The following is a 13103-nucleotide window of genomic DNA, read 5'->3' on the forward strand; positions in this document are numbered from 1 at the left end:
GCGGCGGCGGTGGCGGCGGCCGTGGTGGCGGCAGACGCTAGACGCCAGGGAGCGATGCGATGAAAGCAGCGATGAAAGCAGCGATGAAAGCACCCATGAAAGCAACTTTGCAGGCATCTGTGAAAGACCGGTCGCGGCCTCGCGTGCTGCCCGGCCTGATCGCGGCGGCGTCGTTGACGGCGGCACTCGCCCTCGCGCCGACGCAGCCGTTCGCCGCGGCGGCGCAGGCGTCGTTCGCCTCGCCCGAAGCCGCCATGAGTGCATTCGGCGAGGCCGTCTCCGGCAATAACGAAGCAGAACTGAAGAAGTTATTCGGCGCCGATTTCCGTCGCCTCGTGCCGCCCGAGGGCGCACAGATCCGCATGCGCTTCCTCGAGGAATGGCAGGTGAGCCATTCGGTCAAGACCGACGGCGAGCATCGCGCGCATATCGCGGTCGGAAACGACGGCTGGACTTTCCCCTGCCCGCTCGTCAAGAACGGCCAGAGCTGGCATTTCGACATGGCCGCGTGCGCCGAGGAAATGCGCATCCGGCGCATCGGCCGCAACGAACTCGCGGCGATCCAGACCATGCTCGCGATCTACGATGCGCAGCGCGAATACGCCTCGTCGTATCACGACGGCCACGACACCTACGTGTACGCGCGCCGTCTCGCGAGTTCGCCGGGCAAGCAGGACGGACTCTACTGGCCGACTGCCGCCGACGCGGAACCGAGCCCGCTCGGCGAGGACTTCGCCGCCGCGGGTTCGCGCAATTCGCGCAGCGCGGGCTACAACGGCTATCACTACATGCTGCTGACCTCGCAGGGACCGCACGCGCCGGGCGGCGCCTACGACTATCTCGTGCGCGGCCAGTTGTTCGGCGGCTTCGCGGTGGTCGCGTGGCCGGTCAAATACGGCGACACCGGCATCAAGACTTTCCTCGTGAGCCACGACGGCCAGGTCTACGGACGCGACCTCGGACCCAGTACCGCGACCAAGGCCGAAGCGATGACCTCGTTCGATCCGGGCCCCGGCTGGGCGAAAGAGAAAGACACGGAGCAGGATGCGGGCGACGCCGCGCAGACGCCCGAGCAGTAGCGTCGTCGCAGGCTTTGATAACAGCGTTGATAACCGCGTTGGCGATCACGCAATCGATCCGCTCATCGATCACGCCAGGCGCGCGCGCCGGTCACGGCGCGGGCTGCCCCAGACGATCGGCGGCCGGATCGCGGCCCGCATCGCCGAGATAAGCGTCGACTGCACTACCCACGGTCGGATGAAAGCGCGCATCGCCGAGCAGATCGAGCAGTTCGAAGCGACGGAGCTTGTCGCGCACCGGGTCCTTCATCTCGGCGAAATGCAGCGCAATGCCTCGATGATTCAACGACTGGATCAGCTCGCGCAGCATGTCGGCCGACGTCACATCGACGCTGGTCACCGGTTCGGCGGCCACCACGATCCGGCGCACCGGTGTCGGCGATGCGTCGACGGCCTCCAGCAGACGCTCCTGAAACAACTCCGCATTGGCAAAGAACAGCGGCGCGTCCCAGCGAAACAGCAGCAGTCCCGGAATGCGCACGGCATGCGGATAGCGCGTGACGTCGTGATATCCGCGCACATCCTCCACACGACCGAGCACGGCGAAATGCGGCCGCCAGCCATCCCACAGAAATTCGATGATCGCGATCACCACCGCGATGCCGATGCCCGGAATCGCGCCGAACACCGCGACGCCCGCGAAGCACACCATGGACAGCCAGAACTCCCATTGCTGGATCCGGTAAATGCGCTTGAGATCGGTGATTTCGAACAGGCCGATCGCCGCCGCCACGACCACCGCCGCGAGCGCGCTGGTCGGCAGATAGCGCATCAGGTTCGGCGCGACGAGCAGCAGCAGCGCGACGGCCAGCGCGCCCACCACGCCCGTCAATTGCGTCTTGGCGCCAGCGGCTTCGGCGACCGGCGTGCGCGACGAACTGCTGCTGATCGGAAAGCCATGAAAGAAGCCCGCCGCCAGATTCGCGATGCCGAGCCCCACCATCTCCTGACTCGGATCGACGCGGCTGTTGTAGCGCGCCGCGAAAGTGCGCGAGAGCACGCTGGTATCGGCGAAGGAAATCATCGCGACCGCGCAGCCGCCGAGCACGATCTTGACCAGATCGGCGCCGCTCGCCCAGGGCAGCGCGAAGGTCGGCAAGCCCTGCGGAATCTTGCCGAGCACCTTGACGCCGCGTTCGTCGAGATGCAGCACGCTCACGCAGAGCGTCGCGAGCACCACGGCGATCAGGATGCCGGGCACCTTGTCGAAGCGCTTGAGCGCGAGGATCACCACGAGGCTGCACGCGCCCACCGCGAAGCTGATCCAGTTCGCCTGCCCGTCGGCGATGGCCGTGCCGAGGCTCAGCAGGTCGCGCAACGGCCCCGCATCGTCGATGGAGATCGCAAACAGCTTGGGCAACTGGCTGATCAGCACGGCGATGGCGATGCCGTTCATATAGCCGTATCGAATCGGCTTCGAGAGCAGTTCGGTCACGAAGCCCAGACGCAAGAGGCCCATGAGGATGCAGAACGCGCCGGACACGACGGCCATCATGCTCGCGACTGCAATCGCGCGCGCGGGATCGCTGCCGGCGGCTGCCACCACGACGGCCAGAATCGGCGCGGCGAGCGCCGAGTCGGGGCCGAGCACGAGGATGCGGCTCGGACCGAACACCGCGTACGCGAGCAGCGGCACGATCGTCGCGTAGAGCCCGTAGACGCCGGGCACGCCGGACGCCTCGGCGTAGGCGATACCCACGGGCACCAGCATGGTGGTCAGCACGAGCCCGGCGGCCACGTCGCTCGGCAGCCAGCTCAAGCGGTAACTCTTGAGCGTGACGAGGCCGGGCAGCCACTTCGACCATCCGTGCGTCGCGCTCGCGGCATGCGCGTTGTCGAGACCAGAGGTAGGGGTTTGCATGTGTCGAATGGATCGTGCGGCGTGGCGTTCGATTGCGAGTCCGTCAACGCGCGTGGTTCATCGGATTCGTGGATGATTCATGCAGGGATCGCCCACATTCGGCGCTGATACGGCCAGGCAGAACGGATGATGTGTCATGTCAAGAATAGTTCACGTTAGCGCTTTAAGACAGCGGGCGAACCCGCCTCACGCGCGGCGTGGCGAGGCCGATTCGACTCGCCGCGCGCGGATCGCGCGCTGCCTGCGGCCATGAGCCGCCTGACCGTTCGCATCGCACGCGGCCTCTGCCTGGCCGCGCTGTTCGTGCTCTGCGGCGCGCCCCGCGCGCAGGAACTGGAGCCGCGCAGCTATTCGCCCTCGCCGGTCGGCACGAACTTCGTCATCGCGGGCTATGCGCATGTGAGCGGCGACGTGCTCACCGATCCATCGCTGCCGATCAGCGGCGTCAACGCGCGCATCGACACCTTTCTGCTCGGCTACGTGCGCACGTTCGCGCTCGCGGGACGCACGGCTTCGGCGGGCTTCGTGCTGCCGTACGTGGACGCCAATCTCAACGGTCTCGTGATCGGCGCGCCGCGGGAGATCAACCGCACCGGTTACGGCGACCTGCAGATGCGCTTCGCCATCAATCTGTTCGGCAATCCCGCCGCCTCGCCCGAGGTCTTCGCCGCGACGCCTCAAGGCACGTCGGCGGGCCTCAGCCTCACCGTTCAGGCGCCGACCGGGCAGTACGTGCCGACGCGGCTCGTCAACATCGGCAATCACCGTTGGGCCTTCAAACCCGAAGCGGGCATCTCGCAGCCGTGGGGCGACTGGTTTCTCGAAGCCGCGGCCGGCGCGTGGTTCTTCACGCCCAATCACGACTTCTACAACGGCCACGACCGCAGCCAGGCGCCGCTCGTCATCGTGCAGTTGCACGGCGGCTACAGCTTCCGGCCCGGCTTGTGGCTCGCGGTGGACATGGGCTACGCGCAGGGCGGCGAAACCAGCGTGAACGGCGTGGAAAACGGCATCGAGCAGGGCAACCTGCGCGGCGGCGTCACGCTCGCCGTGCCGCTCGGGCGCGGCTGGTCCACGAAATTCGCGTACTCGCGCGGCTTCGTCACGCGCGCTGCGGGCAACTATCAGATCGTCTCGGTGGCGCTTCAGTATCGCTGGTTCGATCGTTGAATCGCGTGAGGTGTCGTGACACCGCGCGCGCCGCTCACTGCGGCACGCCCGCGCGGATCGCCGCCGCGATCTCCTCGCTGATCGCGCCGAGCGCGCGCTCGTGCGCGGCCACCAGCGCGCCATCATCGCGCCCGCCGACCGGCTCGCGGGCCACGCTGCGCCCGAGCAGCGCCGCGCCTTTCGCGGGCGGACGCACGGTCCATTGCGCGGCGATCGTCACCGCGTCGCCCGGCACGCTGTCGATGCTGACGATATCGACGCGCACATACCACTGCGGCAGCCCGCCCGCGCCCGTATCCAGCACGGACACGCGCGCCGTCGCGAGACGCTGCGAGAGATCGGCGGCGATCACGCGGGCGATATCGGTTTTCAGCGGCTCGGCCCAACGCGCGAACTCGTTCAGCTCGATGCGGTTGTCGGCGGTGCGCGTGACCATCTGCGGACGGTCGACGAGATCGGGCACCGTCACGGGACTCACGACGATGCTCATCGTCGCGGGCACGGACGCTTCGCTCATGCGCGCATCGCCGTGCATCGAGTAAAAGACCGGCGTCGGTGAACTGCAGCCCGCGCTGGCGAGCAGCGCGAGGGACGCGATCAGACCGCCAGCACGGGCACGCGCGCGCATCATGGCTTGTCTCCAGGCTTGCCCCTCACGACCGCCTCGGGATGCCGCTCCAGATAGTCCGTGAGGTTGCGCATCGAGGCCGCCGTGCGGGCCAGTTCACGCATGGCGTCGCTCGCGTTCTGCTGGAGCTGCGTGTCGGGCTGCAAGGCGGAATTCGCCGAATCGAGCGCCGAGCGCGCCGACGACAGCGTGCCCTGCGCCTGCGGCACCACGTCGTTGCCGAGCTTCGCGATCACGTCGTTGGTGTTCTCCAGCGTCTGCTTCGCCTGCGAGCCGATCTGCTCGAACGGAATGCCGTTGAGCTTGGCGAGCAGCCGCGTCAGCGAATCCTGCAACGATTGCAGCGTGCGCGGCACCGTGGGCAGTTCGGGCGGCGTGCGGCTCCAGTCGATCGTCGCCTTCGGCGAATCGGGGAACATGTCGAACGCCACATACAGTTGCCCCGTGAGCGGATTGCCCGAGCGCAACTGGAAGCGGAAGCCGTTGGCGATCAGGAAATCGGCGAGTTCGCGCGGCGACGACGTGAGGCGTCCGCCCTGCTGCGCATTGGTCCGGTAGCGCGACGTGAAGCGCTCGGGGTACAAGCTGATCTCGACCGGAATGCTGAACTGCTTCTTCACCGGATCGAAGCGCGTGTAGATATGCGTGACCTCGCCCACCTCGACGCCGCGGAAATCGACGGGCGCGCCCACGGTCAGCCCGCGCACCGAATCGAAGAACGTGACGATATAGGTATCGACGATGCGGTCGTGCTGCTTCATCGCTTCCCCGCGCGTCGCGTAGAGATCGAACGAGGTGTTGTCGGCGACCTCGGGCAGATCGCGGTCGGTGTCCGGCGTCTCGAACGCGATCCCGCCGATCAGCAGCGAGACAAACGACTGCGTGTTGATCTGCACGCCGTCGGGGCTCAGCGACACATCGAGCCCGCTCGCATGCCAGAAGCGCGTTTCGCTGCGCACGAAGCGGTCGTAGGGCGCGTTCACGAACACACGCATCGTCACGCCCTTGCCGTTCGGATCGAGTTCGTACGACGCGATCTGGCCGACTTCGAGGCGGCGGAAGAACACCGGCGAGCCGACGTCGAGCGAGCCCATGTCGGCGCTCTTGAGCACGAACTCGCGGCCCGGCATGTCGCTCGGAAACACCGGCGGCACTTCGAGACCGACGAAGTCGCGCCGCGTCGATTTCGAATTGCCCTCGTCCATGCCCACATACGAGCCCGACAGCAGCGTGCCGAGACCCGAGACCGTGCCGCCGGAAATGCGCGGGCGCACGACCCAGAAGCGCGTGTTCGCCACGAGCATGCTGGTCGCGTCCTTGACGAGTTCGCCGGTGGCGATCACGCGCTTGTGATCGCGCGAGAGCGTCACCGACTTCACGATGCCGATGTCGACGTCCTTGTACTTGATCTTGGTCTTGCCGGCCTCCAGGCCGTCGCCGTTGCGAAAGCTGATGGTGATCGTCGGGCCTTCTTCGAGGATCGCCTTCACGGCGAGCCAGCCGCCGATCAGCAGCGCGACGACGGGCACCAGCCAGACAATCTGCATGCGCCAGCGCGAGCCCGCGACCGGTTTCGCTTCGGGCAGATCGGGCAGGTTATCGCCAGGGCCGGAGTCAGGCATGATCGCGCTCCAAGGGGTCCCAGATCAGGCGCGGATCGAACGCGCTCGCCGCGAACATCGTCATGACCACGACCGAGCCGAAGGCAATCGCCGCCGGTCCGGCCTTGATGGTCGCGAGCGCCTTGAACTGCACCAGCGCGACCAGCATCGTGACGACGTAGATATCGAGCATCGACCAGCGCCCCACCAGCTCGATCATCCGGTAGATGCGCGTGCGTTCCTCGGGCAGCCAGTGCGAGGCGCGCTGCGCCGAGGCCGCGAGATAGCCGAGGCCGAGAATCTTCATCATCGGCACGGCGATGCTCGCGATGAACACCACGATCGCGAGCGGCCACGACCCCGACACCCACAGATAGACGACGCCGCTCATGATGGTGTCCTTTTGCGAGCCGAACAGCGAACTCGTGTCCATCACCGGCAAGACGTTCGCGGGCACGTAGAGCACGACCGAGGCGGTCAGGAACGCCCACGTGCGCGAGAGACTGCCGGCCTTGCGCAGATGCAGCGGCGTCGCGCAGCGCGGGCACGCGACCGCGTGGCCGTTCGCGGGCATCCGCACGATCAGCTCGCAGCACGGGCACAGCGCGAGGCCGCAGGCCGCGCCCGTGAGGCCGCAGGCCGCGCCCGTGAGGCCGCGAACCGGCCGGGTCGGCGCCGTGGCAGCCGATCCGGGCAAAGGCTTCGGCCCCGCACCGGGCGTCGGCGAAATGCGATGCCAGAGCGCGGGCACGTCGAGCGCCGCGCCCGTGCCCGCCAGCACGATCATCAGCGCGCCGAACGACCAGAGCGCGACGCCCGTCACCACCGTCGCGATATGCGAGAGCTTGACCAGCGCGATCAGCAGCCCGAGGATCAGCACCTCGGTCATGCCCCAGGTGCGCGCGACGCCCATCACGCGAAACACCAGATTCGCCGCGCGCGGCTTGCGGCCGAATTCGAGCGGCACGAGCAGCCACAGCAAGGTGACGATCTGCGTGGCCGGCATCAGGATCGTCGTGACGAACACGAGACCCGCGATCGGCCACATGCCGTCGAAATAGAGCACCTCGACCGCGCCCCACAAGGTCGCGCGGATGACGTTGCCGTTGACGGCGAGGCCCACGATCGGAAACAGGTTCGAGATGACATACAGCACGAGCGCCCCCGAGGCGAGCGCGAGCGAGCGGCGGCTGCTGTCGGTGTGATCGCGTTCGAGTTCCGCGCCGCAACGGCGGCAGCGCAGCACGCCGTGATGCGGACACGGCGCGCGCCGCTGCAGCAGGTCGCATTCGTGGCACAGGAGCAGGCCTTCGTGCTTCATGGCGGCGGCTCCCATGCGGGCATGCGCGGCGCGATCCGGCGGCGCGGCGCATGACGGCGGACTAGACGGTGGAGAACATCGGCCTCGAATCTCATGGCGGCTACTCGCTCACGCGTCGCGATCCTTGTCGAGCACGGAACGCACGGCGTCGATCAAATCGAGTTCGTCGAACGGCTTGCACAGATACGCCAGCGCGCCGCCCGCATGCGCCTGCTCGCGCACGCGCGGCTCGTCGTGCGCCGTGATGATGATGACCGGCAGACCCGAGCCCGCGAGACGCTGCTGCACGTCGATGCCGCTCAGCCCAGGCATCTGGAAGTCGAGAATCACGCAGGCGGGCCGATAGGGATCCGCCGCGTGCAGCGCGTCGAGAAAGGCCTCACCGCTCGCGAACGCCACCGCGTCGATGTTCGCGGACTTCAACAGACGCCGGATCGCACGCCCGACGGATGCTTCGTCGTCGACGATCGCCACGGAATGACTGGAAGCGCTCATTTGGTCCACCCGACAGCAAAACCGGTGCTGGCATTGGTCGCTCCCGAGCCATCAACGCCCGACAAACAGCGGCTGCGGACAGGTCGGTGCCGCGCATGCGCGTGCCAGGCATGCGGGCACGGCGCACTCACTACTTGGTGTGCGCGGGCTGAACAGAGATGGCCAGCGCCTCCGTGTAGACCGCCTCGACCTGATCGCCCTTCTTGATGTTCGCTAATTGTTCGGGATCCTCAACTTTGAGGTCGACCGTATCGCCCTCGGGTCCCTTGAGCGTCACCATCTTCGTTTTGTGGTTCACGCCGACGACGTCGGCGACCACACGCACCTGCCTGCCGATGGTCCCGCCAGGCTTCGCGCCCTGGGGCGCGCGTTCGAGCGAAGGCGTCTCCTCGACCGAGGTCGCCTCGCCGCCGCCCTTCTTCAGGCTCAGCGAGAGGCCTTCGCGATACGTCATCGTGACCTTGTCGCCGATCCTCAACTGATCGAAGTTGCGCGCTTCCTCGCCGACCTGCACTTCGAAGGTCTTGCCGTCTTCGCGCTTGAGCCGCACGGTGCGCGTCGCGGGATCGACGCTCAGCACCTCGGCCGTGACCGTGCGCTTCGCAGCGACCGCGGCCTTGCCGGGCGATTTCACCACGGCAGCGTCCGTTTGCGCCTGAACACTGCCAAGCTGGACGAAGCCGATGACCAACGCGGCTGCCAGCAGTTTGAGCTTCGGCATGAATGCCTCCGTCTGGGGATATGACGTCGCGGGCCGCAGCGCCCGCGCTACACGGCGGCGCACTTCCCGCATCGATCGAGATGCGCCGCCGCGTCGAATGCGCCGTCCCGGCCGCTATAGATTGAGCTTCGTGACCTTGGTGCCCGACAGCGAGGCGTCCGCCATCAGCCCGGTATTGGTCATCACGATCGCCGACACCGGCGCGGTCGCGGTGCGCGTGTCGAGCGTGCCGTTCGCGCCCACTTTCAGCAGCGAAACCTGCACGTCGCCGCCGACCGACCAGCCCGCCGAATTGCGGAACTTGTCGAGCGCCTCCTGCGTCATGAACAGGAAGATGATCGCCGTCGATTGCGCGCCCGCCTGGAATCCGAACGACGCCGCCGCGGAGCTGTAATAGCCGACGGTCGACCCGCTCACGCGCAACGAACCCTCGCCATACGCAGCGCCCGCGATGAACGCGGCCTTGACGACGGACGGGAACACGAGCACGCCGCGCGCCTTGGAGACCAGCTCCTGCGAGCCGCCCACCATCGCATAGAGCCGCGACATCGTGCCGTCCACCTCGGCGTCGATCTTCTGGCGCTTCGAGGCGTCGGTTTCCTCGCTCTTGCCGCCGCCGCTCGTCGTGCTGCAACCCGATACGGCCGCGCCCACGGCGGCGGCCATCACAGCGACCCTAAGCACAAAACTTCTTCGCTTCATTATCGTCCTCCGGCAACCCTCAAAGGCCATCCGCAACGCGTGCGCCCGTGTCGGCATGCAACGCCGCGTGACGCGTCATTGCATTATGTCGAAGGCAATCGCGAGCACCTATCGGGCCTTGGTCCTATATCGCCCCAATCGCCACCATCGCCACCCTCACCGCCAGCGAATTCGACACAGCACGGCGCGGCACACCCCATCACGCCTCCGCAACGACCGCGTCGGCGACGACTTCTCTCGACTCACATCGCGCGCGTCAATCCACGCACACGCCCATCCGCACCGGCACGCGCCTATTTGATCGTGTAGCCGCGGCCTTCCATGCACGCGGCGTAAGCGCGATTGAACGCATCCATCGCGCCCTGCGACTGCGCCTGCGAATTGGCTTGCGCGTCGCGCCGGTTCTGGCGCGCCCGCGCGCCGCCCACCATCGTGCCGCCGACCGCGCCGATCGCCGCGCCCTTGCCCGCATCGCCCGCGATGGCGCCGATCACCGCGCCGCCCGCCGCGCCGCGCGCGGCACCGCCCACGCGCTCACCGCCGCCGACCGCCGGACCCGATGGCGGAGGCGCCGACGTCACCTTGGTGGGGTCGACACCGGTATTGCTTTTTGCCCAGCCGTAGCACGCGCCTTCGTCGTTTTGCTGCTGCTGCGCGCTCTGCCCCTTCGCGGGATAGACGATCGGGCTCGCGCTCGCGAGGCTCGCCGGCAGCAAACCCGCGGCGATCACGGCACGAAGGCAGCGCTTGATTGACAGGCTCACGGCTCCTCCTTGGCGCTACGCCAGGTAGAACGAATCGTTTCCGTACAGGACCGGCCGACGCGCGTGGCATCGTCTTTCGGCGCCCGACCACGTCGGCCGCCGCGATGCACGGTCTGTGCCGTACGCTTCGTGATGCGCGCCGGACGGCATGCATGCCCGCTCCGCGCTTGATGCTCACTTGATGTTCAGAATGTGTCGGCGGCCTGCCTGGAGCAATCGGACCAAAGTCCTACTTGCCTTCGCGCGCTTGCGTCACGGCGCGAACGCGGCACGTTCAGCAGGAACAAGGGCAGGAAGGCGCGCGCCTCGCGGTGTGTCTGGGACGATCGCTGCGCGGGGGTTTGCGGATCGTTCGCGGACCGGTTCGTGGGCACTTTAGCTGCTGCGTTCGCGGGTTTTGTGGCGATGCACGCGCGGCGGATTGGCGTAATCGGTGCATCGTCGCGAGCGGTGCGAGTGGAGTCCGTCAAGCGCCGATTGGTTGCACACACATCCTTGTCACCGATAAAGCGCGCGCAACGGCACGGCCTTCCGACACGCCCACCGTCATCAATGTGCCATCTGCGCCTTGTACGCTAGGGGCCACAAAAACTCCCATCCTCCGCTTCGCATGCAACCCGTCACCCCGGTGTGCGACCGGGCATCCCTGCGCGCCGCCCGGTTCAGCGTCTTCGCGAGCGCATCGCTGGTGGCCCTGCAACTCACGATAGGCTGGTGCGCGGATTCGCGTGCGATCATCGCCGACGGCACGCACACGCTCGTCGATCTGCTCGTCGACGCAGTCCTGTTCGCTTCCCTGTTTCTGCGCGCCCGGCAATGGCGCGGTCTGTCGGCGGGCGCGATGTCGTGGACGCCCGCGACGCTTTGCACGGCGTTGTCGGCGCTCGCGGGCGCGACGCTGCTCGCGCAAGGCCTCGGGATCATCTCGACCGATCCGGCCGCGGCGGGCGACAGCGCCGAAAGCTGGGTGCTGCTCGCCGCGCTGCCCGTGATCGCGATCCGCGAATACATGGCGCGGCGGCTCAGCGCGACCGCCGAACAAGTCTCCGATACCGATTCGCAAGCCGCGAGCGTGCTGAGCGCGAGCGCCTGGCACGCCAGAATCGACGCGTTGTCGGCCTGCGCGGCGGCAGTGGGCGCCGGCGGCATCCTCGCGGGCTTCGGCGGACTCGACCAGATCGCCACCGGTTTGATCGGCGTGATCATGCTCGCCACCGCGCTTTTTTCCGCGAACAGCCCGGTGCGCAAAGGCCTCGGACACGTCCGGGCTTTCGCGTTCGGCACGCGCCGCCCAGGCGGCGCCGCGGAAAGCTGAGCGCTGGGCCGCTGCCGGGCCGACTGGCCCGGTGCACGCTCGCCCTCCCGGCTTTCAGCCTTCCCCACCCGTTCCGCCCCCCATCACCCGACACATAACCCAACTGCCACTCCGGTTATTTCCTCACCATTAAATGATAATGGTTATCATTTACAGATCCTGACGACGCGGACATCCGGTCTGCGTCTAGGCACCCACAGGAGCCTCGATCATGCACCGGCATGCCATGTTTGCTCCCGGCCATCCGCCAGCACGGGACTTGAGCTTGTCCCGCTGGGAAGCCGTCACGCGCGAGGCGCTGGCCGCCGCGCGCGAAACCGGCGCGATGGCCTCGCTCGCCAGCCACGAGGAAGCGCTCTCGATCGCGCACCAGCTGCTCGCCGACCCGCCGCCCGCGCGCGCCGAGGCGTGCGTCGCGGCCCTCGTCGTCTCCTGCCATAACCTCGCCGATCTGCACGCCGAACAAGGCGACGCCGACGCCGCCGTCCGCTATCGCTGCGAGGCGCACGAGGCGCTCATCGCGCTGATCGCCGATCCCGCGTGCGCGGCCCCGCTGCGCCAGGCCGCGTTGCGCCAGAGCCGCGCCACGCACCTCGCGCTGATCGCCCATGTGGCGAGCCACGGCCCGCATCCGCTCGTCACCGCTGTGCTGCGCCGCGCCTGCCTCGCGTTGAACGTCGACGGCCCCACGCGGCACTGAATCCCGCCACTAAATCCCGCCACTGAACTTTTTGCTGCGCCGCTTCGGCCAGCCCGCAAGGAGTGTTTCGATGTCCTATGTTTTTCCGGATTTGCCGTATGCGGTCGACGCGCTCGAACCGCACATCGATACCCGCACGATGGAGATTCACCACTCGAAGCACCATCAGACCTACGTCAACAATCTCAACGCCGCGCTCGAAGGCACCGAGTTTCAGGATCTGCCCGTCGACACGCTGATTGCGCGTATCGAGTCGCTGCCCGAGGCGCTGCGCCCCGCCGTGCGCAACAACGGCGGCGGCCACGCCAATCACAGCCTGTTCTGGACCGTGATGTCGCCGCGCGGCGGCGGCACGCCCGATGGCGCGCTCGCCGCCGCGATCGACGCCGATCTGGGCGGCTTCGAAGCGTTCAAGGACGCCTTCACGAAAGCCGCGCTCACGCGCTTCGGCAGCGGCTGGGCGTGGCTCAGCGTGAACGGCGCGGGCAAGCTCGTCGTGGAAAGCACGGGCAATCAGGACAGTCCGCTGATGGCCGGGCTGATGTCGGGCAACACGCCGATTCTCGGCCTCGACGTCTGGGAGCACGCCTATTACCTCAAGTACCAGAACCGGCGTCCCGAATACATCGGCGCGTTCTACAACGTCATCGACTGGCCGGAAGTGGCCCGCCGATACGACGCCGCACGTCAAACCGCACGCGGCTAACGCCCCGCATCAGGCAACGAACATGCGCGTGACGCGCGGC

Annotated in this window: 13 protein-coding genes; 5 read left to right on the forward strand and 8 right to left on the reverse strand. The window is 67.4% G+C overall.

Going from position 1 to position 13103, the window contains the following annotated elements; genetic code table 11:
- Window positions 1-95 precede the first annotated feature (95 nt).
- Window positions 96-1079 (forward strand): DUF2950 domain-containing protein, encoded by a 984-nt coding sequence (locus LDO54_RS08260; RefSeq protein WP_224009076.1) that lies wholly within the window; start codon window positions 96-98, stop codon window positions 1077-1079.
- A gap of 91 nt (window positions 1080-1170) precedes the next feature.
- On the opposite strand, the gene LDO54_RS08265 is transcribed toward LDO54_RS08260, so the two are convergent.
- Window positions 1171-2940, reverse strand: a complete 1770-nt coding sequence (locus LDO54_RS08265) for a SulP family inorganic anion transporter (RefSeq protein WP_224009079.1) — start codon at window positions 2938-2940, stop codon at window positions 1171-1173.
- A gap of 249 nt (window positions 2941-3189) precedes the next feature.
- Between LDO54_RS08265 and LDO54_RS08270 the strand changes: the two genes are divergently transcribed.
- Window positions 3190-4110 (forward strand): transporter, encoded by a 921-nt coding sequence (locus LDO54_RS08270; protein ID WP_224009081.1) that lies wholly within the window; start codon window positions 3190-3192, stop codon window positions 4108-4110.
- A gap of 34 nt (window positions 4111-4144) precedes the next feature.
- Here the strand turns inward: LDO54_RS08270 and LDO54_RS08275 are convergent, their stop codons facing one another.
- From LDO54_RS08275 to LDO54_RS08305, 7 genes are all read right to left on the reverse strand, one after another.
- Window positions 4145-4741 carry a PqiC family protein gene (locus LDO54_RS08275; RefSeq protein WP_224009083.1) on the reverse strand — a complete coding sequence of 199 codons (597 nt, stop codon included), beginning with the start codon at window positions 4739-4741 and terminating at the stop codon, window positions 4145-4147.
- Entirely contained in the window at window positions 4738-6360 is a 1623-nt protein-coding gene (locus LDO54_RS08280) for an intermembrane transport protein PqiB (protein ID WP_224009085.1), read from the reverse strand. Before LDO54_RS08280 ends, LDO54_RS08275 begins: the two co-directional genes overlap by 4 nt.
- The gene (locus LDO54_RS08285) at window positions 6353-7660 is read right to left on the reverse strand and encodes a paraquat-inducible protein A (protein ID WP_224009087.1); all 1308 of its coding nucleotides are present in this window, start codon (window positions 7658-7660) and stop codon (window positions 6353-6355) included. The genes LDO54_RS08280 and LDO54_RS08285 overlap by 8 nt, the downstream gene beginning before the upstream one ends.
- A gap of 108 nt (window positions 7661-7768) precedes the next feature.
- A complete protein-coding gene (locus LDO54_RS08290) occupies window positions 7769-8155 on the reverse strand; it encodes a response regulator transcription factor (protein WP_224009089.1) in 387 nt (128 codons plus the stop codon).
- A 130-nt stretch (window positions 8156-8285) separates the two neighbouring features.
- A complete protein-coding gene (locus LDO54_RS08295) occupies window positions 8286-8876 on the reverse strand; it encodes a hypothetical protein (protein WP_224009090.1) in 591 nt (196 codons plus the stop codon).
- A gap of 114 nt (window positions 8877-8990) precedes the next feature.
- Window positions 8991-9578, reverse strand: coding sequence for a BPSL1445 family SYLF domain-containing lipoprotein (locus LDO54_RS08300; protein WP_224009091.1), 588 nt, complete (start codon window positions 9576-9578; stop codon window positions 8991-8993).
- 293 nt (window positions 9579-9871) lie between these two features.
- On the reverse strand, window positions 9872-10330 hold the full coding sequence (locus tag LDO54_RS08305) for a glycine zipper domain-containing protein (RefSeq protein WP_436975540.1): 459 nt from the start codon (window positions 10328-10330) through the stop codon (window positions 9872-9874).
- Window positions 10331-10952: 622 nt separating this feature from the next.
- Between LDO54_RS08305 and LDO54_RS08310 the strand changes: the two genes are divergently transcribed.
- The 3 genes from LDO54_RS08310 (at window position 10953) to LDO54_RS08320 (ending at window position 13063) form a co-directional block, all read left to right on the forward strand.
- Window positions 10953-11657 carry a cation transporter gene (locus LDO54_RS08310; RefSeq protein ID WP_224009093.1) on the forward strand — a complete coding sequence of 235 codons (705 nt, stop codon included), beginning with the start codon at window positions 10953-10955 and terminating at the stop codon, window positions 11655-11657.
- A gap of 265 nt (window positions 11658-11922) precedes the next feature.
- On the forward strand, window positions 11923-12357 hold the full coding sequence (locus LDO54_RS08315) for a DUF2753 family protein (protein ID WP_224009095.1): 435 nt from the start codon (window positions 11923-11925) through the stop codon (window positions 12355-12357).
- Between the two features lie 70 nt (window positions 12358-12427).
- Window positions 12428-13063: a superoxide dismutase gene (locus tag LDO54_RS08320; protein WP_224009097.1), complete on the forward strand. Its 636-nt coding sequence runs from the start codon at window positions 12428-12430 to the stop codon at window positions 13061-13063.
- The last annotated feature ends 40 nt before the right edge of the window (window positions 13064-13103 follow it).

The sequence above is a fragment of the Paraburkholderia tropica genome, from assembly GCF_914484835.1.
Lineage (GTDB): Bacteria > Pseudomonadota > Gammaproteobacteria > Burkholderiales > Burkholderiaceae > Paraburkholderia > Paraburkholderia tropica_A.